The sequence below is a fragment of the Cellulophaga sp. F20128 genome (assembly GCF_023015805.1).
Taxonomy (GTDB): domain Bacteria; phylum Bacteroidota; class Bacteroidia; order Flavobacteriales; family Flavobacteriaceae; genus Cellulophaga.
In genome coordinates, this window is record NZ_JALKBA010000006.1 from 108,722 (window position 1) to 134,798 (window position 26,077).

The 26,077-nt window shown below is 35.0% G+C and carries 16 protein-coding genes; 2 read left to right on the forward strand and 14 right to left on the reverse strand.

What is annotated here, in order from left to right:
• Positions 1-72: 72 nt before the first annotated feature.
• Positions 73-1,194: a DNA polymerase III subunit beta gene (gene dnaN / locus MWU65_RS08120; RefSeq protein WP_247076837.1), complete on the forward strand. Its 1,122-nt coding sequence runs from the start codon at positions 73-75 to the stop codon at positions 1,192-1,194.
• Positions 1,195-1,269: 75 nt separating this feature from the next.
• Here the strand turns inward: dnaN and MWU65_RS08125 are convergent, their stop codons facing one another.
• The 3 genes from MWU65_RS08125 to MWU65_RS08135 all read right to left on the reverse strand — a co-directional run bounded on the left by MWU65_RS08125 (position 1,270) and on the right by MWU65_RS08135 (position 4,898).
• Positions 1,270-1,704: a hypothetical protein gene (locus MWU65_RS08125; RefSeq protein ID WP_247076840.1), complete on the reverse strand. Its 435-nt coding sequence runs from the start codon at positions 1,702-1,704 to the stop codon at positions 1,270-1,272.
• A gap of 121 nt (positions 1,705-1,825) precedes the next feature.
• A complete protein-coding gene (locus MWU65_RS08130; protein WP_247076842.1) occupies positions 1,826-2,191 on the reverse strand; it encodes a DUF4870 domain-containing protein in 366 nt (121 codons plus the stop codon).
• Between the two features lie 175 nt (positions 2,192-2,366).
• Positions 2,367-4,898: a DPP IV N-terminal domain-containing protein gene (locus tag MWU65_RS08135; RefSeq protein ID WP_247076844.1), complete on the reverse strand. Its 2,532-nt coding sequence runs from the start codon at positions 4,896-4,898 to the stop codon at positions 2,367-2,369.
• 222 nt (positions 4,899-5,120) lie between these two features.
• On the opposite strand from MWU65_RS08135, the gene mnmE reads away from it, so the two are divergent.
• The gene (mnmE, locus tag MWU65_RS08140) at positions 5,121-6,509 is read left to right on the forward strand and encodes a tRNA uridine-5-carboxymethylaminomethyl(34) synthesis GTPase MnmE (RefSeq protein WP_247076846.1); all 1,389 of its coding nucleotides are present in this window, start codon (positions 5,121-5,123) and stop codon (positions 6,507-6,509) included.
• Positions 6,510-6,586: 77 nt separating this feature from the next.
• On the opposite strand, the gene MWU65_RS08145 is transcribed toward mnmE, so the two are convergent.
• From MWU65_RS08145 to MWU65_RS08195, 11 genes are all read right to left on the reverse strand, one after another.
• A complete protein-coding gene (locus tag MWU65_RS08145) occupies positions 6,587-8,251 on the reverse strand; it encodes a hypothetical protein (RefSeq protein WP_247076848.1) in 1,665 nt (554 codons plus the stop codon).
• 6 nt (positions 8,252-8,257) lie between these two features.
• Positions 8,258-9,892 carry a hypothetical protein gene (locus tag MWU65_RS08150; protein ID WP_247076849.1) on the reverse strand — a complete coding sequence of 545 codons (1,635 nt, stop codon included), beginning with the start codon at positions 9,890-9,892 and terminating at the stop codon, positions 8,258-8,260.
• A 155-nt stretch (positions 9,893-10,047) separates the two neighbouring features.
• A complete protein-coding gene (locus MWU65_RS08155; protein WP_247076850.1) occupies positions 10,048-11,076 on the reverse strand; it encodes a hypothetical protein in 1,029 nt (342 codons plus the stop codon).
• Between the two features lie 27 nt (positions 11,077-11,103).
• Positions 11,104-12,873 (reverse strand): leucine-rich repeat domain-containing protein, encoded by a 1,770-nt coding sequence (locus MWU65_RS08160; RefSeq protein ID WP_247076851.1) that lies wholly within the window; start codon positions 12,871-12,873, stop codon positions 11,104-11,106.
• Between the two features lie 158 nt (positions 12,874-13,031).
• Entirely contained in the window at positions 13,032-17,111 is a 4,080-nt protein-coding gene (locus MWU65_RS08165; protein ID WP_247076852.1) for a hybrid sensor histidine kinase/response regulator transcription factor, read from the reverse strand.
• 351 nt (positions 17,112-17,462) lie between these two features.
• Entirely contained in the window at positions 17,463-18,164 is a 702-nt protein-coding gene (locus tag MWU65_RS08170) for a DUF1080 domain-containing protein (RefSeq protein ID WP_247076853.1), read from the reverse strand.
• A gap of 121 nt (positions 18,165-18,285) precedes the next feature.
• Positions 18,286-18,648, reverse strand: a complete 363-nt coding sequence (locus tag MWU65_RS08175; protein ID WP_247076855.1) for a hypothetical protein — start codon at positions 18,646-18,648, stop codon at positions 18,286-18,288.
• Positions 18,649-18,806: 158 nt separating this feature from the next.
• Positions 18,807-20,723 carry an OmpA family protein gene (locus MWU65_RS08180; RefSeq protein ID WP_247076856.1) on the reverse strand — a complete coding sequence of 639 codons (1,917 nt, stop codon included), beginning with the start codon at positions 20,721-20,723 and terminating at the stop codon, positions 18,807-18,809.
• Positions 20,724-20,734: 11 nt separating this feature from the next.
• A complete protein-coding gene (locus MWU65_RS08185; RefSeq protein ID WP_247076857.1) occupies positions 20,735-21,658 on the reverse strand; it encodes a type IX secretion system membrane protein PorP/SprF in 924 nt (307 codons plus the stop codon).
• 38 nt (positions 21,659-21,696) lie between these two features.
• The gene (locus MWU65_RS08190) at positions 21,697-25,191 is read right to left on the reverse strand and encodes a gliding motility-associated C-terminal domain-containing protein (RefSeq protein WP_247076858.1); all 3,495 of its coding nucleotides are present in this window, start codon (positions 25,189-25,191) and stop codon (positions 21,697-21,699) included.
• 369 nt (positions 25,192-25,560) lie between these two features.
• Entirely contained in the window at positions 25,561-26,049 is a 489-nt protein-coding gene (locus MWU65_RS08195) for a CAP domain-containing protein (protein ID WP_247076859.1), read from the reverse strand.
• Positions 26,050-26,077 lie beyond the last annotated feature (28 nt).

Here is a 26,077-nt window from a genome sequence, read left to right on the forward strand (position 1 = left end):
TTTAGGTGAGATGAGAAAATCTATAGACAACATATTGTCCAATATCTTAAAATATAGAAAATTATATAGCTGATGAAATTTATAGTATCTAGTACTTATTTATTAAAGCAATTACAAGTTTTGGGTGGCGTTATTAACAATAGCAACACATTGCCAATTTTAGATAACTTTTTGTTTGAATTGAAACAAACAAGCCTTACCGTTTCTGCTTCTGACCTTGAAACAACGATGAGTTCTGTTTTAGAAGTAGATTCAGACAATGAAGGAACCATTGCCTTACCTGCAAAATTGCTATTGGAAACCCTTAAAACCTTTCCGGAACAACCCTTAACATTTGTTGTAGAGGAAAATAATACAGTAGAAATTAGCTCTAACCATGGTAAGTATGCCTTGGCATATGTAGACGGAGCGGAATTCCCTAATGCAGTCGAATTATCGAGTCCGAGTACCACAACCATTTTGGGCGATATTTTAGCTACCGCAATCAACAAAACAATTTTTGCTGCTGGTAATGATGATTTAAGACCTGTAATGAGCGGTGTTTTCTTTCAGTTTTCTCCAGAGAGTTTAACCTTTGTTGCCACAGATGCACACAAACTAGTAAAATACCAACGTACCGATGTTTCTGCTTCTGAGGTTGCTGAGTTTATTATGCCCAAAAAACCCTTAACCTTATTGAAAGGAATTTTAGGAGGAAGCGAAACAGATGTGATCATTGAATACAATGAGAGTAATGCAAAATTTACCTTTGAAAATATAGAGTTAATCTGTAGGCTTATCGATGGAAAATACCCGAATTATGAAGCTGTAATACCTAAGGAAAATCCTAATGTCCTTAGTATTTCCAGAACGCAATTATTAAGCTCTGTAAGGCGTGTTTCTATTTTCTCTAACAAAACTACACACCAAATACGTTTAAAAGTCGCAGGGGCCGAATTAAACATCTCTGCTGAAGATATAGACTACAGCAACAAAGCCGAAGAGCGTTTAACATGTTCTTACCAAGGAAACGATATGCAAATAGGATTCAATTCTCGTTTTCTAATAGAGATGTTGGGCAACCTAAGTTCTGATGATGTATCCTTAGAAATGAGTTTACCAAACAGAGCTGGGATCTTAACACCTATAGATGGCGTAGATGAGGGAGAGTTGATTACCATGCTGGTAATGCCAGTAATGTTAAACAACGGCTAACGATAAATAGACCAATAAAAACCATAAAAAAGAGGACAAATTGTCCTCTTTTTTGTTTTCGTTATTTAATCCCGCTTACTTTTTACGGAGCAACTTTTGTAATTTATCCTGTTCTTTAATCAGCTTATCTTTTGCCTTTGAAATAGAAGCGTTTAGTTTTTCCATTGCTACTGGAGAAAGTTTTCCGGCAGCCTCACCCTTTTCTAATTTCTTTTGCAATTTTAGGATATTCTTTTCTCCCTTAGCAATTGCCTTATCTTGATTGGCAATACTTTTGTTTAATTTAGCTTCTTTTTTGGCCTCTTTTTCTAATTTTTTAGCCTTTTTCTCCGCCTTTTTCGCATCTTTTTCTGCCTTTTCTAATTTTTTAGCTTCTTTCTCAGCCTCCTTCACATTTTTTAAAACTTCTTCAGGGGTTTCTATCACAGGAGGTACAGTTTCTGTTTCCTGAGCAGTTAAACCAATTGTTCCAAAAAGTAGTAGCACAGCTACCAATACAAGCTTTTTCATAATTTCAATTCCGTTAATGTTAGTAAGCCAAAAGTATAACTTTATTTCATTCGTACTCAAAAAAAATCTACTTATAAGACGTAGGTATAAGTAGACTTTTTATAAATTTAATAGGATGGGTTTACGATATAAATGGTATGGTCATAAAGGTACTAGGAGCTTCGCCATTGCTTGCTTTCACTGCATTTACAATAGGCATTATAAAGCCGATAACACCAACAAAAACAAAACCTAATAAGCCAAGTCCAAAAAACAGTATTGCGGGAATACTAATTAAAATATATACGAGTAAACTCAACTGAAAATTGATAATCGATTTTCCGTGTTCATTCATACCTTCTACAGTGTCCTTTGATGTTAACCAAAGTATTAAAGGAACTATAAACCCTCCAATTCCTGTACAGTAATGTAATAATTGCGTTAAGTGTGTCACTGCCAATAAAGAATTATCGGTTCTTCTTACTTTTTGTTGATTGATGATTTCCATTTTGATTGATTTTTGATGTTACTATACCCTATAAGTAGTAAAAAATAATAAAATGTTACATTAAAAATAAAAAAAATAGCAATCCTATTAAAATTACTGCTCCTATTGGTTTAAAAAATAAACGCCTTTACATGGCTGTAAAGGCGTATTTTAATACTGTTATAAAGTTTTCAATTTAACGCTTAGGAACATCCCTATTCATTTCTAGCATATTAACATTAGTAGCTTCAACCCCTAAAAAATGCTTGCTAAAATAATCTGCTTTCAACCAAAAGAAATACTCGGTCATACTTCCGAAGCCATGTCGTTGGCCAGGCATCATCATAAAATCGAAACGTTTGTTGGCTTTTATTAATTCGTTCGCCATTCTAATCGTTGCTCCTGGGTGCACATTATTATCCACATCGCCCGTGACCAACAATAATTTTCCTTTTAAATTGGCCGCTAAGGTCTGATTCTTATCAATATCATATTTATAACTAACAACCCCTTTTTCATCTATTACTTCTTCTACGCCATGGTGCGTTTCGCTCCACCAACTGTTGTACATGGAATTATCGTGATTGCCAGCAGAGGATACCGCTACCTTAAAAAAGTCTGGATAGACCAACATAGCAGCTGTAGACATAAATCCGCCTCCAGAATGGCCAAAAATACCAACCTTATCAATATCAATAAAGGAGTGTTTGTCTGCCAATTGCTCTGCAACGTACTTTTTATCGGCCAAGCCATAATCCCTTAGGTTTCCGTACCCGTAATTATGGTACCATTTAGACCGGTCTGGGTGCCCACCTCTGTTGCCTAAAGTAACTACGATAAATCCAACCTGAGCTAACCTATCTAAGCGATTCATAGAAACCGAAAAAGATTTGTTAACAGCCTCCGTCTGCGGACCAGGGTATACATACTCTAAAAGTGGGTAGCTTAGCGTCTCATCAAAATCAAAAGGTTTGTACATAACACCATAAAGATCGGTAATGCCGTCATCTGCCTTTACCTTAAATGGCTCTGGAAACTGATACCCGGTTGCCATTAGCGCAGATAAATCTGCTTCTTCTAATTTTAAAACCAAATTACCATTACTAGATCTTAACTCCGATTTTGGCACCGTATTTACCCTAGAATAATTACTGACAAAAAACCGATTGGAGTCGGACATACTTGTAGCCGTTGTAAAATCTCCCTTGTTTAGGTTTTTTAATCCGGTACCGTTTAAATTAATTTTAAAAAGATGTTCGTAATATGGGTCTTGCCCTGGAGTTACACCGTTTGCCGTAAAAAACAGCGTGCGTTCTTTTTCATTGACACCAACAAAACTATTGGAATGATAGCTACCGCTGCTAATCTGATTTTTAAGATTTCCTTGACTATCGTACAAATAAAAATGAGCCCAACCATCTCTTTCAGACCAATGTATTATTTCTTGTTCATTGTTAAACAATACAATTTGTTTGGACTCTACATAGGTATTTAATTCTTCTTTTATCAGTGTTTTAATCACCCCTGTTTGAATGTCTGCCACACAGATATCTACTTTTTTACGATCCCTACTTACACTTCTAAAATAAATTTTACCTTGCTTAGAAAGCAATAATGACGGCTGAAAATCATCAGTCCGATCCATTTTTTTTGTGGGAGCACTAAATACAGTAATACTTTGCTGCTTGGTTGTATCTAATGGTACAGAAAGCACTTCTTTAGAAGGCATATCAAAAACTAATAGTTCTGGTTTAGAAAATTCTTTTTCACCAGGCATATGGTATTTATAGGTTTCTAATGTTGGTCTTTTTTTAGCCACCGAGTTTATTACCCATAAATCTTTTAATGCTCTTGCATCGGAACGTTGGTAGACAAACTTTTTAGAGTCATGGGTCCAATTTCCCCAAATCCCCTTACGTTTGTCCTTATTTTCTTCTTTAGTTTCATTGTTTTCTCCCCGAGAACCATTCCCATAACCGTAATTTTCTACGCCGTCTTCGGTCCATTGATGCTCAACAATAGTAGAATCTTTTTCGTCTTTAACAGCTTTTAAAAAATTGGCTTTATCCATCCAATACAAATTGTTTTGTTTAGAAAACAATACAATAGAACTATCTGGTGCAATATTAGCCCAACGCTTCCATTTTTTCTCTTCTTCTTTTTTGTTGTGGACAATTGTAAGCGAATTACCCCCCAATGTATACTCTAAATAGTAGACTTTATTTTCCTTTTTTGGGGCTTTTTTTGATTTTTCAACCTTGGTAGAATCTTTAGAAATGGTATCGGTTTTTATCTCTTTTTCTTCTTTGTCCTCTATCACATCTACTTTTTCTTTAGAGGTTACCCTAAAACGTATGGCAGTTTCATTCTTTACAAATTTAAAATTGAAACGCGGTAAATGCTGGGCATCGTAGGGATCCTTTGTTATTAAGGTAAGCCATTTTGCCATTTTAGCGTTATCAAACAGTTTGCTTTTGGCACCCTTATCGGCATCAACCAAATAGTAATTAGTGCCTGTTGTGGTTTTGTATTGGTACCAAAAACGATTGCCATTTTTTAACCAATTTGGGCGTACACTTGTAGAATGAACAATTTTCTTTAGGTTATCGGGTGAAAATTTAGAGGCAAGTCTATAATTTGGTGTTGGTACCGCGGTGGTTTCTTCTTGTGCAAATGTTAGTGTACTACATACAAATAACAGGAGCAACAAGACTGTTTTTTTAATCATTTTTTTGATGTTTTTTTCGGTTGAAACTGAATTGGAACTTACAAAAATATCATTACACTTTAGAACCAACTTGATTTTAACGTTTTATTAAGAGGATTCTAGCTTCTTATGAGTCATCCTTTTTGTTTAATAAGGAACTACTTACAGGCTAATGATAACAACCGTATTTATTTAGCGTAAAATGAAGATGCACCAACTTTATTAATTTGTATTTTTGCACCTATGTTTTCACAAGATACCATAGTTGCCTTAGCAACACCCTCTGGCGCAGGTGCCATCGCTATTATTCGGCTATCAGGACCCGAAGCAATTACCTTGGCCAATGCTAAGTTTAAATCTGTACGCCAAAAGGATTTAACCCAACAAAAAACACATACCATTCATTTGGGCCATATCGTAGATGGGCCTAAGGTGTATGATGAAGTACTGGTATCCCTTTTTAAAGGGCCAAATTCATATACGGGTGAAAATGTAATTGAAATTTCTTGTCATGGCTCGCAATACATACAACAACAAATTATACAATTGTTTTTGCGTAACGGCTGTAGAATGGCAGATGCGGGCGAGTTTACACTACGTGCGTTTTTAAACGGAAAGCTAGATTTGAGTCAGGCAGAAGCCGTTGCAGATCTAATTGCCTCCGATAATGAAGCAAGCCATCAGATAGCGATGCAACAAATGCGTGGTGGGTTTTCGTCAGAAATTAAAAAACTACGAGAAGAGCTGCTTAATTTTGCTTCTTTAATAGAGTTAGAACTGGATTTTGCGGAAGAAGATGTAGAATTTGCAGACCGAACGCAGTTTATAGCTCTATTATCTAGAATACAAGAAGTACTAAAGCGATTAATTAATTCATTTGCAGTAGGTAACGTACTAAAAAATGGCATTCCGGTTGCCATTGTAGGCGAGCCTAATGTGGGTAAATCTACCTTGTTAAACGCCTTATTAAATGAAGATAGGGCTATAGTAAGTGATATTGCGGGCACTACCAGAGATACCATTGAAGATGAGATTTCTATAGGCGGTATTGGTTTTCGATTTATAGATACGGCGGGTATACGAGAAACTGTAGATGTTGTAGAAAGTATTGGAATAAAAAAGACCTTTGAGAAAATAGAACAGGCTCAGGTAGTTTTGTATTTAAGTCCCCTTGCGCCCACCGCACAAAACCTCGCTGCGGTTACCGTAGAAATTGAGAAAATAAAAAATAAATTCCCTCTAAAAACCCTGGTGACCATCGCCAATAAAAAGGATTTGTATACTGCCGAGCAGATTGCAAGTATAGAAAGTGAAATTCCTTCCATCTTATTTTTATCAGCTAAAAATGGGGATGGTATAGAAACGCTAAAAGACAAATTATTAGGGTTTGTAAATACGGGTGCGTTGCGAAATAACGAAACCATTGTGACCAATACCAGGCATTATGACGCCTTATTAAAATCTTTAGAAGATATTGAACGTGTACAGCTAGGGATGGATGGTGGTCTATCTGGAGATTTACTAGCTATAGACCTCAAAGAAGCCTTATACCACTTGGGTGAAATTACCGGTCAAGTATCTAATGATGAGTTGCTTGGGAATATATTTGCCAATTTTTGCATCGGAAAGTAATCCCCTTGTATAAGAAGCCTTGGAACCCATAGTACCGCAGAGCACAACTTACAATACTACCAAGAGTCCCGACATCGCTACTCCTCCCGCCTGTTTTTCTGGTATTCAAAAACCTCAACCGCTTTTTGCCGAATAGCTGCGTTATTATGTTGTGACATTTTTTTTAAATAGGCGAATACTTGTCGGTCTTTGATGCGTTTTAAGGCTGAAATGGCTTCAACTTTTACTTGTTCAGAAGCCTGTGCATGCCCAACCAAGGAGGTGATGAATGGAAAAACTAAGGGCGAACCTGTATTCCCCAATACCAATAGTTGCTGAATGGTATCATTTTTAAATTTCTTTTCTTCCAATAAGTAACGGGTTAATTTTTTAGCCTGCAATGGGTTAGATTGCCTCAAGTGATACGCCATACCCCCTAAGGCCAATTGAGCGGTTGATTTTATAAAATATCCTTGCGATTCTTCAGGACCAAAAGCAATAGACTTAAGGACCTTTATAGCCATAGGCGTAGGATATTCTGTGGTGCTGAGTACAGGAATTAATATCCGCAAAAAGTCTTCATTTCCTTTGTTTTTCTCTAGTAGCATCGCAATTGCATTGGTTGCACTAGGGGTTTCTGTCATGGCTAAAGCGGTGCTTAGGACCTTAAACGCTATGGTATGCTCCAAATGGTTATTGAGGTAGGAAACAGCGGTATTGCAATATGCTGGTTGCAGATAAAAAAGGGCTCTAAACTTTAAATCTAAATTTTGGTTGAACCCCTGATTTAAATCCTTCAATGCTGATAATTGTGACATTAATGTCTCCCAACTGTCCGCTCCTAAGGTTTCTTGATAGGCCATTTTTCTAATATCCTCATCTGAAACCCCTTCACTTAAGCTGGTTTTATGGCTATATTTTTCCGATTTCTCTACACCTAAAAGGTCAGAAATAACACTTTGTTGCACTTGTTTCTTATCCTTTATAAGAACCAATACTTTGGCACCTAACACACTGAGCGTATCCTTATTTTGTAGCAATGTTTGCACCTCAGAAGTATGTATTCTTTTTAAAGTTCCCAAGGCATCTGCCTCAATGGTGCTATACTGTTCTATATTTAATTCCTGATTGTCACTTTTTGAGCTATAGGTCAGATAATCCAGTACATTTTTAGTATATTTTTTATGGCGACCATCCTTAGGTTGTAGTTTGTAGACCGCCCTATAAGTGCCTTGCGTATTTTCTTCTGAAGTTTGCCATTCTTTTGTATTCTTTTTGGGTTTTATAAATTGCATTCTAGCGATTATATCTTTATACAGTCCTACCGCTGTTTCAGATACTTCAGCCTCAAATTTAAGCATGCCTATTTTTCCAGAGGTATGGGCACGTACAAATACCGGTTTTAGTAAGTCTTGTAGGATGGTCTCTAATTGAATAGAAACGCCTTCTGTCTTTATATCTACTTTAGGGCTTACCAATTGATAACAAAGTAGTAGGCTATCCTTGGTTTGTGTTAGTATTGTTATGCTAAGATCAGCCGCCATGGTCATTTCTAAATGTTGTAAAGATTCACTGCTAAAAAAGGGTTGGTTTTTGGTTAAAGTATCAGCACTGTATAGTTTTTGTATATCGCTATATCCAAAATTTTCTGCGTTGTATGAATAGGCAAACTGATTTATAACCGTAGTACTCCTACTCCCTTTACAGCCCATTAACCATAGCTGCAAAAGAAGTATAGCACATATAACTCTTATTGTTTTCATTGTTTCTTAATCTTGTGAAAAAACTGGATCATCCTCATACCTTGCTATATTTGCTAAGGTAATGGGTGTAAAACCACCTTGTGCTATGGTACCAGAATCTTTAAAACCATTCCAACTAAAAAGTTGGTGTGTTTTGCGGTAACAATCATCAACAAATGGAATATCTATTGGAGAACAGATCTCACCATAAGCATTGATATAACCGCTTAATACCTCTATATTATAACCAAAATAGTAATTTACGCCAACTACAATTTCCTCCATATTTTGAACAAATATACCGGTGTATGCATTTAAATCTAATTCGCCCTTAACAAAGGTTAATTCTGCTTCCACACCACCACCAACAACACCAACAAGACTAAGACCACCTTCGCCATACACTTTTAAATCTATTACTGGCTTTGCATGTACGGAAGCTATAGTGCGTTCTATAGTTGCTTCAAATTCAAAACTCACCAAACCTTTAACACCTATAAGTCCTTTAAAATCTAAGCCTGGTAATAAGGGTATTCTCAATGGAAAAGATTTATCATAAGTTTTAGCATAGGTTTGTGTAAAGGATTTTTTTTGTGGGTATGTTTCATTTATACTAAAAACATTTTGTTCCATTGCTTGCACCAGGATTTTCGCACTCATGTTTATAGACACATTAGAAGGAGCATAAAGGTCACTACTTAAGCTTAGTACATCTACAGATTTACCCAAAAGGGAGCCGGTAGCTTTACTATTTGCTTTTACCCGAAACTCTGATTTATTACTGTCTTTATTTTCTACATCAAAAGGATAAATTTTTGCAAAACGGGTAATAGAACCTTCTATCGTTGCCTGAAAGATATCTGGATCTCCAAAATTCCAATTTTTATCATCCGTTTTATCAAGTTCATAAAGTTTTGATAGATTCCCTATTCTTTTGGGTCTATGGTCTTTAAAATTTCTCTTTTGAAGCGGTTTTTTTTGAGCCATTACGGTACCGGATCTATTGGTATAACTGTATTTATTTAGATTGTCAATTTCGGTTTTAGAATAACGGCTATAGGGTTTTAAGGTAACCATTGTTAACCTGCCATTAGACGATGTGCCCGCGACTTTTACCCGCTGTTCTTCACTCATAAATTTTTTAACATCGGCTTCTTTTTTAAAGCTTCCTATAGATTTTGGAGCTAAGGCTCTTCTTCCATCCAAATACTTGGTATCCGTTACCATTTTAGAAACTATATTGGCGTCCTTATTCCGTAAACTATACCCTTGGGCATTCAGTTTTTTCTCTATGGCATTGAGTTCACTAATATAGGTCTGGGCTGTTGTAGCCTTGCCGTTTTTTAGGGTCACCCTTTGGTTAGGTGCTATTGCATTTCCTTTGCTATCTACTAGGGTAAAGGGAACAAACTTTATTTCAGGTTTTCGTGTTAATTTATAATGTGAGTTGTTTGTAGTGACTTCAACGGGGCTCATTTTAGATTTTTGAACTGTCGAATTTTGAGCCACTTTCTTTAGTCTTGTAAAAGGGTCTTCTACTTTTTTAGTTCTGTGATCACGTACAACTTGAGATTGTATAGGAGACAGGTAAATACCTATAACAAGTACAAAAACCATACACATCATATTTCTATTGCGTTTTAATTTTGCTGTTCTTTTCATAATTCAATACTTAATGATTACACTATTTTAGATTCAAATTTTCCTTAGCAGCTTAGGGTCATCCGCAGCTGGCCTGCGTTTCTAATGACACCATAGCCCGTAGTAGGCAAGGCGGCGGTTGCGACTCTAATGTTTTTATTGTGGTTATCTGGTTGCTATTCTCGGACTACAAAAACGCCAGTGGCAAAAGCATTATTAGACAAGATTGTTGGCTCCCCATTTTTCCAGAGTTTCGCAATAGGTCCCTCTGACCCCACTACGTAGACATCCTTATTAAAAACAAATACAGCGTTGGCTTCTGATGAGATGCTGCCATCTGTTAAAGCTGTGGCTGCCCCATTTTCCCAGACCATAGCAACACCCTTACCGTCTCTATATTCCCTACCGGCAGCGTACAGCTTACCATCTTTAACAAAGATTTGATTGACTTTGGAAACCTCATCCCCATTGGTTAAAAAAGTTTCTACCCCATTTTTCCATGTTTTAGCTATAAACTTCCCTCCTACAAATTCTATTCCCCCCGCATAAACAGCATTATTTTCTATATAAACCGAGTTCACTTGCGAGATACCAGTTTCACTATTCTCTAGGGTCAGTTCTATGCCATTTTTCCACAATGTAGCTTGGCTTTTAACTGCCACAAAATATCCTGCGGCATATACATCATCACCTTCTACAACTAAAGCGTTCACATAAGCATCATTGTTTCCATCGCTAAGAACAATCTCCACCCCATTTTTCCAAATTTTAGCCACATTCTTGGTGCCATTAGACTCAAACCCTCCTGCATACACCGTACTACCAACTACAAAAACGGAAGTAGCTATCGCATTATAATTGCCATCTGTCAATGGAGTTCCTATCCCATTTTTCCATACAACAGCCATTTTATTAGCACCACTGTTTTCAAACCCAACTACGTACACATCTTTACCTTCTACGAATAAAGCATTTGCCTCAGCCTCTGGGATACCCGAGGTTATTGGTAATTCTTCTCCGTTTTTCCATAGCGTTGCCCCTATTACATCTCCAGGTTTTAGAATTGCCCCTACCGCATAAACGGCTGTCTTATGAGCCCCAAATAGTGGGTTCTTATCCTCAGAATCATCTTTGCTACAAGAAAAAACCAAGAGCAGTAGCCATACTAAAATGATTTGTTTATTTATAATATTCAGTGTTTTCATAATTTTATGTTTACTATTAAACTAGCTTTAATTACAACCTTCACCAGCATCTGCCAGTATCGTAAGGATACCCCCATTGGATATTTGCAGTTCGCAAACTTCTGCTGGAATACTACTAATAGGATTATTGGTGATACTTAATAATGTTAAATTGGTTAATAGTTGAAAACTGTCGGGAACAGTCGTTAAGTTGTTAGAAGCCGCGGTTATCGTGGTAAGCTTGCGTAAATTAGTAGACACCTCTGGAAAACTTGAAATGTCATTACTATTTATGTTTAATACTTCTAAATCTCCAAAAACATTAATGTCTTCAGGTATTCTAGTAAGGTTTTTATTATTCATTGTCATTTCCGTTGGATTAGAGATATCATTGAATTTAACGCCTGGGTAATTGTCTACACCCCATCCTAAAGTATTTCCTGGATTCGCACTGTATATTTGAATGAGGGCATCTTTTAGTGAGGAGGTAGAACAACTAATGCCATCATCTTTTACTAAGGACAGGCCATTAAAATCTACTAAAAAACAAATAGATATTGGAATTGACATTAGGTTGTTGCCCTTCATTTGTACACTAAGTAAATTGTTAAGAAATCCAATTTCTGGAGGTAAAATAGTGATTTGATTATCACTTATTCCTAAATATTTTAAACTGGTTAATTGTCCTATTTCTTCAGGTAGGGTAGTAAGTTGGTTCTCATTTAGCAACAATTCTGTTAAATAACCTAATTGGCCAATCTCTGGAGGTAAGGAAGTAAGTTTATTGTTTTGTAACATAATGTTTATTAAATTAAATAACTGGCCAATTTCTGAAGGAATTGAGGTAAGCTTATTACTACGTAAATCCGTAAATTCTAATTTACTTAACTGCCCAATTTCTGAAGGAATTGAGGTCAGCTCATTACTACTTATATTCAAAATTTTTAAACTACTTAACTGGCTAATTCCTGTTGGAATTTGGGTTATCTGATTATGTCCTATGTTTAAAGATTCTAATTTTGTTAACAGAAAAATTTCAGAAGGTAAGTTTGAAAGCTGATTACGATTTAAACCTAAACTTTTCAAATTTACCAACTGTTCAATCCCTGGAGGAAGAGAAGTAAAGTTGTTATAACTTAAATTTAAATTTGTTAAGGATTTTAATTGTCCAATCTCTGGAGGCAAAGAATTAATTTGGTTTATACCCAAATCCAACCTTTCTAAAGCGACTAATTCACCTATTTTTTTAGGAAGCGCAGAAATAGTTCTACCAGTCATACTTAATTCAATAATTTCATCTTCCGTATTTAAGGTAACTCGATCTAAATCACCCAAATCTGCTGTTGCATCAAGATCCCAACTAAGGGTGTTTTCGGGATTGGCATCCAAAATAGCTTGTAATATTTGCCGCTGGGTTAAAAGCGCGGTAATGGTAACGGTATACACAGTGGTACTGCCATCTTCGGCAGTTACCGTATAAACTATTGGATTGGTAAAGTTTTGTGCAGTATCATGGCTTATGGAGGCTAATGCCGATATTTTCACTTCCGGTAAAAGGCCTGTAATATTAGTATTGGGAGGCATTGTAGCAGTAATGGTCTTGTTTTCTTCATCTATTGTAGCCACTATATTGGTGCTTATAGCGTTGTTGGTAATTAAAAACACAAAACTTGTAATTTGCTTCTCACTGCTTTTCGGTTCAATTTGTGGCTCTGGCCCATCATCTTTATTACAGCCAGTTGCTGCAAATAACATAAGACAACAAATAAACAGATTGATTTTACAAGTGCTTTTCCAATTTAATTTAATAGTTCCCATATCCCACGTTTTTTATGTAGGACCAAGGTATCTCTCAATGGTTTTTAAGGGATAAACTATTATTTTAATCTGTAGAAGTAATTCTGCATTGTAATTTAAAAACAGGTGCTATTCTTGCATAATGATGCAATACAAGATGATAAAAATCTGATATTCAATTATTTAATAAATTCACTAGGCGCAACACCAAACTCCTCTTTAAATGCCCTACTGAACCAAGATGGATCGTTAAAACCGGTCTCATAGGCAATTTCAGATACCGTTTTTGAGCTAGATTGAAGTAACTCCTTAGCGCGTTGCAAACGAACTGAACGGATAAAAACTGCCGTAGATTTATTGGTAATTGCTTTTAACTTTCTATAAATTTGAGATTCACTTAAACTTAATTCAATTGCCAGGCTGGCGGAACCAAAGCTCGAGTTTTCAATCTCCCCATGAATTAACTTTATTACTTTCTTAAGGAATTTAGCCTCAGGATTTTCTGCTTTTTTATCTAAAAAGGAGGTAAAACTATCCTTTTCCATTTTTAGCAACATTTTTTTGCGCAGACTAATAAGCTGATTTAACCTTGTAAATAGTTCTTCCTTAACAAAGGGTTTCGTTAAATATGCATCAGCCCCATGTGAAAGTCCCTTAAGCCTGTCTTTCATAGCTACCTTGGCGGTAAGGATAATTATTGGAATATGGTCAGTACGCTCATCTGTTTTTAATAACTCACATACCTCATAACCGTCTTTACCAGGCATCATAACATCGCAAATAATAATGTCTGGCACTCTTTCTTTAGCCATTTCAATCCCTTGAATACCATCAACAGCATGTAAGGTTTGATATTTTCCTTTTAAACAGGTTTCTAAATAATGGGCTACATCATGATTGTCTTCTATTATTAAACTCAAGGGTAATGTTGAGTCTTCATCAATTGGAAAGGCTACCTCCCTAGGGCGCTGTGGGTTAAAGGCAACAGGCTCTGGTTTATGTTCAAAATGATAGTCTTCTGCGTACGCCGCATTTCGCGTTATAGGTAGCAATACAATAAATTCACTTCCCTTATTAATCTCACTTTTAACTTCAATAGATCCTTGGAGTAGGTTTACCATTTCATTTGTTAATGCCAAGCCAATTCCGGTTCCTTCTGTTGCCCTAGATTTACTTGTATTTACTTGGTAAAATCTATTAAAAACATGGGGTATATTTTCTTTTGAGATCCCCATTCCATTGTCTTTCACTTTAAGGACCAGCTGTTCCTTATTATTTTCAATGATACGGTTAATATGTACTATAATTTTTCCACTAGCTTTATTATTAAACTTAATGGCATTTGAAATAAGGTTATAGATAATGGCAGATACCTTTTCAACGTCATAGTCCATCACAAGGGATTCAATTTCGGCATATACCATTAGCTTAATATGTGCTTCATCTGCCATGGTACTAAAACTTTCACTAAGGTATTTTATAAAAGGAATGATATCGCCTTTGATAAAATTTATATCCATTTTTTCGTTTTCCAACTTCGCTAAATCCAAAAGTTCATTCACCAATCGCAACAAATTACTCCCGTTGCGCTCTATCATTTCTAAAGAATTTTCTGCTGAATCTAACTCCTTTTTTCTAAGGTTCGCCTTTAAATTACTTGCCATCCCTAGAATTACGGTCAGGGGTGTTCTAAATTCGTGTGTAATATTGGTATACAAATTACTTTTTAAATGATCTAAATCTTTTAAACGTACACTTTCTGCTAGGGCAAGTTTTCTAGAGAGCTGAAACCGGTATAATTTAAAAGCCAAGGCAATAAAAAGACCAACATACAGCAGATAGGCCCACCATGTTTTATACCAATGAGGGCGTATGTTTAATTTTATTTCTAAAGGAGCCTGATTCCATTCTTTGCCCCTTGCAAAACCATTAACTTGCAAGGTGTGGCTGCCTGATGGTAGATTTAAAAACTGAATTTTAGGATCTGTAAGCATATTCCATTCCGTATTATCTGGTAATAGCTTATACCCATATTTCATATTGTTATTAAAACTGTAATCAATGGTAGAAAACTCTAAATAAAAAGGGAATTGATTTTGTTTAAATTCAATTTCATTGGTATGAAAAACAGCATTTTTTAATATTCCCGAAACGTTAGACGGTCTCATTATTTGATCTTTTATTCTCAATTGAGACAAATAAAGCGGTTTGGGGGTGTCTATATTCTTTAAATTCTTAGGATTAAAGTAGGTAATACCTCCTATTCCACCCATATATAATGTACCATCCTTATCTTTAAATTTTGCATGAATATCAAACTCGTTACTCTGTATACCGTCAACCACATTGTATTGTGAGAAACTTTCGTTCTCTGGAATAAACTTAATAAGTCCGTCATTAGTACCCAACCACAGGTTACCATCATTATCATTTTGAACAATATAGACAACGGCATTTGGAAATTGGTCTTGCTCTGTCCAGGATTCAAATTCATTATCGCCTAAAAACAAATTTAACCCATACCTAGTACCAACCCATATTCTTTCTTGTTTGTCAATTAGAATATCATAAACAGAATTATGTGACAATGGTTTTTTTGAGTTCGCACTTTTATAATAGTTAAAAAACGTGGGATCTGAATACTTCTTATCGGCAAATTGAATCTTGGTTAATCCTCCTTGAGTACCCACCAAAATAGTATTGTCCTTATCCGCTAAAATACAGTCTGTAAAGTCATTTTTAAGCGAGTTTACATTATTAATTTCATTGCTATAGCGGAATATTTTAACCTTTTTGTCTGGTGACATTTCTAATCGAAAAATACCGTGTCCAAAAGTGGCCCCCCAAATATTGTTATTCTTATCTAAGGTAATATCCTTTAAAAAATCTCCATTAATTGAATTTGGATTATTGGGATCTGAGTGAAACACCAGAAATTCTGGATTATTGGGGTCAAATGTGGTTAAATCTATCATGGCCAGCCCCCTTGTTGTACCCAACCACATTCTTTTGTTTATTTCATCTTTTACAATAGCCCTCACTACAGCCCCAGAAATACCATTTTCCTTACTATTGTTCTGGGTTAAATAATACGCCTTACCATCCCTAATCAAATTTAATCCACCATCAGGGGTACCCACCCATAAATCGGTTCCATCCTTAAAAATAGAAAATATGACATTGTCATTTAATAAATGTTCTCCTAGTTTATCTTTAGAGATATTACTAAAATAGGGCTGACTAAAATCTATCAGATTTAGATAATTGGCGGTACCTATAAGAATTTTTTGTTTGCTAAGTCGCAATAATGCCTCAGTGGTATTGTTGCTTAATCCATTAACCGTTCCATACTGAATTTTTTTTATAACTTTCTTCTGCAACCAATCGAACAAATAAACTCCATTTCCTGTACCTATCCATACCTGTGTTTCCTTTTCTTCTAAAAATGAAGACACATGTTTGGTTTTAAAATTACCAGTTTCTTCCAATTCTATAAGTTCCAGTTTTTTGGCTTGAATATCATACCGATAAAAACCAAAATCACTCCCTAAGAGCAAATACTTTCCGGCCCTATAAATGGATTGTACATTACCATTAACTTTAAACTCTGGTATTTTTAAGAATGATTGCTCATCCTTTGTATTCAATCTGTACACCTCACCCTCAAATCCGCCAACCCATAAATCACCCGATTTATCGTGTAGCAATGCCCCTAGTGGTTTATTTTTTAAGAAATGTGATTGACTTAGATTGTCATCCTTTGCAGTAAACCTATATAAACCAGAAATACGAGAAGCTACCCATACTGCCCCATCGGGGTCTATTTCAAGGTCCGAAATAATTTCATTACCCCCTGAGTTTTTTAAGCGAATCCTTTTAAAGACATCCTTAACTGGATTGTAAAGGTTAAGTCCGTTAGCAATGGTTCCTATCCAAATATTCCCGTTCTTATCTTCTAATAATTTATTGATAAGGTTACCAGAAATAGTGGTAGAATCATTTTCATTGTACTTATAGTGTTTAAAGGTGCTACCGTCAAATTTATTTAAACCGTCTTGAGTGGCTATCCATACAAACCCCAACTTGTCTAGAAGTAAATCATTGGTAGAAACTTGTGAAAGACCATCCTCTAGAGTTAAATATTTAATCCGGGTACTATCTAGTTGCGAAAAAACAGTGTTGGCAAATAAAAGGCACAAAAAAATAAAGTGCATTTTAGTTGCAGGCAAAACAGGAAATGACCAATTGTTTTTCTTCATTTACACTAAGGAATAAGTGGTCTGTTTGGATTTGTTTTCTCTTAGGTACCCTTGTTTAAACGCATATAGAAGACTTTAAATAAAATATTTTCAATACACTTCTCAACTACCCTTTTGACTACAATTTAGTACTTTTTTATGACCTAATAATTTGATATTGCATAAAACTGAACAAATAACACTGAAAAACAACAGTTTAGGAGCAATTGGCACGCAAAAAACAATAATTGTGGAAAAGCACAAGGATGTGTTATTCAATAAGAAGGAAGAGGATTGACTCATATACCAAATATAATATAAGCCCAAGCAAACAGCGCTTAATTTGGATTTAGTCAACGGTACATAAAAAATTTACTTTAGGATAGGTTTAAGCTCAATATTTGTATAGTAAACAACCATATTTGGCCCTGCATGCACTTGTAACGCCAGTATACCAGCATCCGATTTTTTGTCTAATTGGTTGTCTGTTACATCAATAGTTTTATGTCCATTAATAAAGTGCTGTAACTGATTGCCTTTCGCTACAATTTTATAAGTATTCCATTGTTCTTGCTTAATAATGGCCTGAATTTCTTCACTCTTTACAAATTGTTCAATTGCCTTTTTTCCATCTTCTGCTATGGTGATTTTCTCTCCTCTTTTAGCGATAATCCCCCTGCCCTTTTCCTCGTATAATATGCCAGAATAATTAATGCCAGCTTCCATATCTGCCTGGTATCCACCAACCACAAACAAATCGTTGTCTATTACTTTAGATCGGTATTGCACCCCGCTATTACCGCCTATAATTTTATAGGAGAAGCTAAGTTCAAAATCAGCAAAAGAATCCTCATAAATTAAAAAAGTATTCTTTTCAATTTTATTTTCATCGGTTGTACGTCCTACAATACTGCCATCTTCTACAGACCAAATACGAGAATCCCCTGTCCATTTATCAAGGTTTTTTCCATTAAAAAGTGAAACTACATTTTCTTCAGATCCAGCTTCTTTTACGGTTGATTTACAAGCGCAGAGAAGCATACATATAACGATATAGACAAGTTTAACTTTCATTGGTTATGATTTTGTTGGTTGGTTGTGTAAAAATACTGATATATGTTTATCTATTCTATTATTAGAATAGAAATTAGAGCACAACAATTTATTAAAAACCCCTGTTAGGGTTTATAAGGCATTACAACAACATAAGTTCCTTAGAATGAATTGCTTTGAGAAGGTCTGCTTTAATTATACGATGACTATTAAAAAACTGCTTACCGTTTTTTAGTTTAAAAGAAACCTCAACCTTGCCATCTGGACTATCTGAAATAGCCGTAATAACAACTTTGCTTTTAGGGATACGTTTATAATCAACAATTCCTCCTTTTTTAATAATAAAGTTCTTTTTGGGAAAGTAAATGTGTTGGTATGAATTTGCAGTTGATTCACCTATCATTAAAACATCACCAATTTTAATAGCATCTACGTTGGTAGAAGTTTGTGCATTTACAGCAATTGAAATACAGAAAAAGGATAGTACAAAAATTATTGTCTTCATAAAATTAGTCTTCAAGATTACAAATTCTAAAATAATAAGAAGTGAAAAGAAATGAAAAGATGGCACCTATTTTTATAGAAATATTAACATATATAGGTATAAAAAAAGAGCACTGCTATAGATAGCAATGCTCTTTTTTTATTAGCTAAAGCGAAAATTTATTTAGGAACAATTATAAAATCTGATCGTCTGTTAACAAGATGTTTTTGTTCTGTACATTTTACACCATTGCTACATTCATTTTTAAGTTGACTCTCTCCGTAACCGTTGGCACTCTCTATTCGGGTATCCGCTATTCCATTGGCTATTAAATAACTTCTAGTAGATTTTGCCCTTGCGTCAGATAAATTAAGATTATAACCATCCTTTCCTCTTGAGTCTGTATGTGACTCAATTTTAATCTTTATTTCTGGAAACTCACGCATAGCGAACAGTACTTTTTCTAATTCTATTTCGGCTCTTGCAGTGATGTCTGACTTATCATAATCAAAATAAATAGGTTCAACATTAATTTTAATATCATCTCCATCCTTAACTACAAGGCTCTCAAAAGGCGTTAAATAAACCTTATTATTTAAAGAAGGTTCATTAATTATATCTGTTGTTGTTACCACAATGGATTTTTTAGAATACTTCCTTTTTGAAAACACTAATTTATTTGTTTTATCACATGGAAGTATAAAATTATAAAATCCATAAATATCCGTTTTTGTTGCTAATACCAAACCGTCTTCCGAATCGAATAACTCAACAATAGCTTCTATTATTGGTTCTTTTGTTTTTTCATCCAGGACATAACCGGCATATTCAAGACAATCTGTTGGCTTAATTCCTTCAAAATAATAGATATCATCATCTCCCTTTCCTCCAAAACGGTTAGAAGCAATATAACCATCATTGGAAGCCATTTCTCGTATATAAGAAAAATCGTCCATATTACTATTAATAGGTTCTCCTCTATTTAAGGGTAACGAAAATTCAAACTTTGGAAGTATCGCAGATGCAAAAACATCCAATCCACCTAGTCCATAATGACCATCTGAAGAAAAATATAAAATATCATTGCCTACAAAAGGAAACATTTCTCTTCCCCTTGTGTTAATCACTGGGCCCAAGTTTTCTGGAGAACCAGCAGCATCACCGGTATTTGTTAGCGCAACTACATAGATATCACTTTCTCCATAACCTCCTGGCATATCAGAGGTAAAATACAAGGACATTCCATCGCGACTTAAAGTTGGGTGCCCGCAGGAATAGTCTTTACTATTAAAGCTTAAAGAAGAAACATTTATTAATTTATTATCTAAAATGGTTCCTTTTAAAATTTCCATATTAGACAGTCCATCTGCATTTGCATTTAGTTTGTTCTTTTTGATATAATTACGTGTAAAATAAACAGTTCTTGAATTGTGTGAAAAAGCAATGGTAGCATCATGAAAAGAAGACTCCATATTCTCAAGGAATTTTTCAGGGACATAGTCCGTAACCTTGGGGTTTGTAAAATACAAATCTAAATAGGGCTGATTATTCCATGGATATAATTTATTTGACTTTAATGTATCTCTAGTTGATGCAAACACCAAGCCTGTTTTATACAATGCTGGTGCAAAATCAGACTTTCCGCTGTTAAACTCTAAATTGGTTAATTTATACATTGGGTTTTCAGTAGATATACTGTCTAAATGAGCTTTTTGAGCCAAGATCATTTTTAATTTCATTGGATCTTTGTAGTACTCTTTTAAAAGCTCATCTGCCTTACTAATTTCCATACTTGCTTTTAGACATTGGACCAGCTTAATAAGGTTTCCCTCTTCTATTTCTTTACCCTGAATAGCATATAATTTACTATACCAATCTTTTGCACTCTGGTACTCATTAATATTAAAATAACTATCTGCTAAACGTTGAATAATCTGTAAGGAAGGTCTCCGTTTTTCTGATGCCAAATCTTCATAAAGATTAATGGCTTCTTCAAATTTAAAATCAGAATAGAAAAGTTCTGCTCGTTCTTCTTTGCTTTGAGCTACTGAAAATGTAACTGAAAGTATAACTATATATAGTAAGTTTTTTTTCATAGTACTGCTTATTAAAAGAATCTTGGTGATAGTGCTCTTCTCTTTGTTCCAAATACGTTATACTTTAAAATAATTTCATGAGACCCGTTATTATAATCCCCTAAATCAGTTAAAGAATAATCATATGCATAGCCAACAAACAACTCGCGAACAATATAAAACCCTGCAAGGGCACTAACAGCATCATTATATCGGTAGGCCACTCCTAAACTCAATTTTTCATTGAGTAAAAAATTACCTGATACATCAACTGTCATTGGTGCTCCCGCAACATGTTTCGTTAAAAAAGCAGGTTTAAATTTCAAGGTTCTTGACAGATCAAAAACATAACCGCCCATCAAATAAAATTGACTTTTTCTATCGGTCACAACCTCATCGTCTTTATCATAAAGTTGAGAGTTAAACAAATTATTTGTAGATAAACCAAAATACCAATTGTTACTATATAGAAATGCACCTGCACCAAGTATTGGTCTAACAGTTTTAGCATTATCACTAAAAACAGGATCCATATCATCTGCATAACTGCCTTTAGACCAATCTATATTCAACACATCCAGGCCTGCATTAATTCCTAAGGATAACTTAGTGTAATATCCTATTGGTAATTCATAAGCAAAATTACCATTCACTTGTATATTATTAGAAGCACCTAGCTTATCATTTATAGCCGTAAGCCCTAATCCAACCTTTCTTCCAGCCTTTCCTTGAATTGAAAATGACTGATTATTTGGAGAGCCGTCTAGACCTACCCATTGTGATCTATGAAGTATAGTTGCTTCTAAGGTTCCACTTGTACCGGTATATCCGGAATTTAGTACCATTGTGTTATACATATATTGTGTATACTGAGGGGCTTGTTGCGCGGATAGGATGCCTACATTTAGTATTAAAGTAAGCAGCAATATCCCGCCTTTATTATTAATTAAATTCATAAGGTTTTGATTTGAAATGATTTTGGTTAACTATGGGTTTATCTTGCTAATTGAATCCATCCGGTTAGATTCCTGTTTAATTCTGGAATATTTATTATGTAATAATACGTTCCAGAGGGTAAGTGATCCCCTTTCTTTAAAACTCCATTGACATTAGCAATTCCGTTCCAATTATTTTGATAATTAACAGTTTTATAAACAAGGTTTCCATTTCTGTTAAAAACCTGTAATGTAGAAGCATATGTTTCTATACAATTTACTTCAAAAAAGTCGTTATAGCCGTCGTTGTTGGGTGTAAATTCATTGAATACAAAGAGACAAAACTCTTCCCCTAAAACAACGCCACAAGACATCGTTGAGACATCAACTGTTTCAATCTCAGAGCTACAACCAAAATCGCTATCGTACGAAACTTTAATAGTAGTATCTTGCAATTCATTCCAAGTTACCGTTACTGAATTATCAGTACTCGTACCCCCTTCTGTTATGCTTCCTCCTACTATGGTCCAAACATAATTTAGTTTGTTGCTTTCGGTTTCATACGTATATGTGCGTTCTGATATACAAACTTCATCAAATTCTCCAATTATAGTAACCGTTTCTTCTGCTGTAACAATAACATTGATTATTTGTCTTGTAGAACTTTCACAACCCGATGCTACATTGGCAACATAGTAAATACCACCATCTACAAGTGCAGCTGAGGGGTCTAACATAGTCCCTCCCGTCTCGCTATCATAAAAAACAACGTCCGATTCATTTATTTGAATATCGGCAATAATTGGATCCTCACTTTCACAAAACGTTTGTGTTGTATTTGAAGTAGTTGCTGACGGAGTCTCTGTAATATTTGCTGTAATTGCTAGCCTTGTTGCGCTCTCACAACCAGATTCCACATTCGCGACATAGTAAATACCACCGTCTACTAATGCATCTGAAGGATCTAACATAGTACCTTCTGTTGCCCTGTCATAGAAAACAACATTTGGTTCATTTACTTGAATATCTGAAACAACTGCATTCTCTTCGCCACAAAAAGATTGTGTGCTATTCAAAGTAGTTGCAGGAGGAGTATCAATAAAACTAACTGTAATCGCTAATCTTGTAGTGCTCTCACAACCAGAACCTACATTTGCAGCAAAATATACACCGCCGTCTACCAAAGGTGTCGTAATATCTAATAACAAGCCACTTAATAAACTATCATAAAAGACAGCTCCAGACTCATTTATTTGAATATCGGCTAGTGTTACGACATCTCCCATACAAAATGTTTGACTTATGTTAATTGTAGTGGGTGGTAACAAATCTGTTAAATTTACAGTAATCGCAACACGTGGTAATATAGAGGCCAAAATACCTTCTACACCAGCAAAATAAACTTGTCCGTCTACCAATGGTGTATTTATATCCAGTAAAACATCGCCTAACAGGCTACCAAAAAATGAAATATCACTATCTACTACCAAATCTGCCAAAGTAGGGGCATCTGAAGCACAGAATTCTTGTATGAGATCATCAACTTCCAATTCTGGTATATCTACGATAACCTCAGCTGTAATACTACACAACCCCCCGTCTATAAAAACTTCAAGTATATTGTCTATATCGGTTGTAAGATCAATTCCATCTACAGTAATATCAAATTCTAAATTAGAATCTAATGCGCCATTATATGTTGTACCATTTATAGATAGTGTAATAGCATCTCCAGGAGCAACATTACCAGAAACTACACCTGTTACATTTGTACTAGGGTTGCCTTGAAAAATACTAATTAGATTGGCTAGTGTTATACTAGAATCTAATGTTACAGTAGCTGCATTACTAGAATCTATTACATCTAATACTACTTCTTTTAAATCGCCTGGGGCATTTTTACAACCGGCTAAATCTTCGCTAATACTTACGTAATACGTATAAGGTCCACTTGTTTCATTTAAGCCAGTTATATTAAGTACTCCATTACCATCTATCGAATAAGTAACACTACCTACAACTAGGCCATCCGTAATTTCACTACTTCCGGCTGCATCAAAATACCATGAAAAAGTTCCTGCTATTGTACTAGAAGGCACCAATACAGCATCAGTTATGGAACAAATAGGGTCTTGGTTTCCAATCACTGTAATATCCGCAGCGGTTGGAATATCTACAACGTTTACGGCTACGGTAACCCTTGGGGATTCTTCTGTACATCCTATCTTTGCAGATGATACGTAATAGGTGGCGTCAGAATTTAATATGGGTGTTGTATAGGCTGTACCAGAATTCACTGTTGCCAACAAATTACCACCAATTAAGGCATCATACCATCGTAACTCTACATTACTAGCACCATCTGCTTCTGCTAAAAGATCAACAGAAGAACCAGCACAGATATTTATATCACCCACTGGGGATGTCATTACTGGCTGTGCAGGAGCTTTATAAATATCAAAAATTTTTATTTCCTGACTTAAAGCTACACTTAAAAGTGAAGATAAACGTACAGTAACTCTATCTATGGATGCACCAGGATCAAATCCAATCATGGCACTTCCTCCTCCTTGTAATAAACCTAAAAGATCTAAAGTTAATAGGTTTGATAAATTCTCAGAATAAATATTTTGAGTACCATTTTGAGCAATGATTTCAACATTATTCGCTAATCCTACCGCCAATAACGATGGGTCTACAGCTAATCTGATATAGAAATTATCATCAGCATGCGAAACGTTATCATAAAAAACGGTTTGTTCTATTTGTGCGGCGACGCCTAAAATACCTAAACTAAGTTCAGAAAATGTACTAGAGTTCCCATCTAAAATAAAATTTGGATTTGTAACTCCTGCGCCTCCAAGGTTCAATAAGTCTAAAGTTAAACCAGACCCATTATAAGCAGTATAATTAGGAAGACCACAACCTCCACCAGTACCATTGGTATAAAACGCTTCATAGAGTCCTAATGTTTTAGTGTTGAAAAACCCTAATAAAGAACCCATTCTATTTTGCAAACGAATCCTATTGTAATCAACGTCTGGGGTAATCGCTAAAAAATAATCATTATTGCTATTTACAACAACACGTAGCTCATCTGTGCCAAAATGGGTCGTATTATTTGATTCCCTTTGTAGAATTGTAGCGGCATTATTTTTGGCTTCAACTAAAATTTCTTGATTTCCAATGAGTAAGGTACCTACTATCTCTGATAAAAGACCTCCTAAACTTCCTCCCAATAAACTTGGAAGTAAATCATCTTCCGTTTCTATTTTTACATAGGATGTTGTATTCTGAGGTACAACGGTAGGAAATTGAAGTTCCAGATAACCTGAATATGCACCAGCACCCAATACAAGCCCAGAACTAGCATTAATTGCGGCATTGGTAGTTAGGTCTTCATCGTGAGCAAGACTTGCATTATCAGTTTGATATTCATCTGTTACTGAAGTTGCATAAATTTTTGTTTGGGCATTTATAGTTGTCGCTATGGACAAAAATAAAGGCAGTACTACAAAAACAACTTTTTTAAATTGAAGTAAATATTTACTCATACACGTAAGTTTAATTATGTTTAATAAGTTTTAACTTACATTTAACGCAATAAAAATAACGTTATTTTGTACGAAACACATAAACTCGATGAAACGACCACAACAATCGATAAAATGACTGATTTTATCGATTATGTGTATAATACCCGGTAAAAAGCAACAAAATAGGATAAAAAGCACGGAAACAAGACCTAAACCAAATGATTATCTTACGGTTAAGCAGGAAAACAAGTATTTTTCCTACGTATTTATGATCTAAATTTTACGTCATAAAAAAGTCTATTATCTTTCAATTAGATAATAGACTTTAACGTAAATCTGAGTTTTATTCTATAAAACGCCCCCTAAAGCATAGTGACTAACGTTATATTATTTGTAAAACATTTGCGTGAAAAAAAGTTTCCCTTCTGCATTGGCTTTAATATGAATTGCTGAATGTGTATAATCACCTTCCATAACCTTTTTGTGTATAGGACTATTGATCCACGCATGCACAACACCCTCAGCGGTAGTAAAATCCATTGCAAGGTTTTCAGCAACAAAATCAGCTTTGGCCTTTACAGCCAAATTAGAAGCTCTTAGATCAAAATTATCATGACTAATACGCCCTTCTGCAATCATATACTCATTGTGCTCTTTTGCAAAACTGTAAGCAACATTGGCAAATTTTAAAGAGATAAGCCCGTTAGATGCTCTATATTCATTTACCAACCCCAGAACATTACTTTCCATAGTAGAATTATTGGAAGTGCTTAATTCTTTATATAAAACGTCATCCTCTGTTTCGGCAGTAGAACATGAAGTCATTGTTATGATATAAGATAATATTACTAGAGTAAAAATTTTAAAATTTTTCATTGCTTTTAACATTTTTTATTTTTGCGAG

Excerpts from the sequence above, each read along its gene's own strand:
- dnaN (WP_247076837.1), top strand. The coding sequence starts at position 73 with ATGAAATTTATAGTATCTAGTACTTATTTATTAAAGCAATTACAAGTT.
- MWU65_RS08125 (WP_247076840.1), bottom strand. The coding sequence starts at position 1,704 with ATGAAAAAGCTTGTATTGGTAGCTGTGCTACTACTTTTTGGAACAATT.
- MWU65_RS08130 (WP_247076842.1), bottom strand. The coding sequence starts at position 2,191 with ATGGAAATCATCAATCAACAAAAAGTAAGAAGAACCGATAATTCTTTA.
- MWU65_RS08135 (WP_247076844.1), bottom strand. The coding sequence starts at position 4,898 with ATGATTAAAAAAACAGTCTTGTTGCTCCTGTTATTTGTATGTAGTACA.
- mnmE (WP_247076846.1), top strand. The coding sequence starts at position 5,121 with ATGTTTTCACAAGATACCATAGTTGCCTTAGCAACACCCTCTGGCGCA.
- MWU65_RS08145 (WP_247076848.1), bottom strand. The coding sequence starts at position 8,251 with ATGAAAACAATAAGAGTTATATGTGCTATACTTCTTTTGCAGCTATGG.
- MWU65_RS08150 (WP_247076849.1), bottom strand. The coding sequence starts at position 9,892 with ATGAAAAGAACAGCAAAATTAAAACGCAATAGAAATATGATGTGTATG.
- MWU65_RS08155 (WP_247076850.1), bottom strand. The coding sequence starts at position 11,076 with ATGAAAACACTGAATATTATAAATAAACAAATCATTTTAGTATGGCTA.
- MWU65_RS08160 (WP_247076851.1), bottom strand. The coding sequence starts at position 12,873 with ATGGGAACTATTAAATTAAATTGGAAAAGCACTTGTAAAATCAATCTG.
- MWU65_RS08165 (WP_247076852.1), bottom strand. The coding sequence starts at position 17,111 with ATGAAGAAAAACAATTGGTCATTTCCTGTTTTGCCTGCAACTAAAATG.
- MWU65_RS08170 (WP_247076853.1), bottom strand. The coding sequence starts at position 18,164 with ATGAAAGTTAAACTTGTCTATATCGTTATATGTATGCTTCTCTGCGCT.
- MWU65_RS08175 (WP_247076855.1), bottom strand. The coding sequence starts at position 18,648 with ATGAAGACAATAATTTTTGTACTATCCTTTTTCTGTATTTCAATTGCT.
- MWU65_RS08180 (WP_247076856.1), bottom strand. The coding sequence starts at position 20,723 with ATGAAAAAAAACTTACTATATATAGTTATACTTTCAGTTACATTTTCA.
- MWU65_RS08185 (WP_247076857.1), bottom strand. The coding sequence starts at position 21,658 with ATGAATTTAATTAATAATAAAGGCGGGATATTGCTGCTTACTTTAATA.
- MWU65_RS08190 (WP_247076858.1), bottom strand. The coding sequence starts at position 25,191 with ATGAGTAAATATTTACTTCAATTTAAAAAAGTTGTTTTTGTAGTACTG.
- MWU65_RS08195 (WP_247076859.1), bottom strand. The coding sequence starts at position 26,049 with ATGAAAAATTTTAAAATTTTTACTCTAGTAATATTATCTTATATCATA.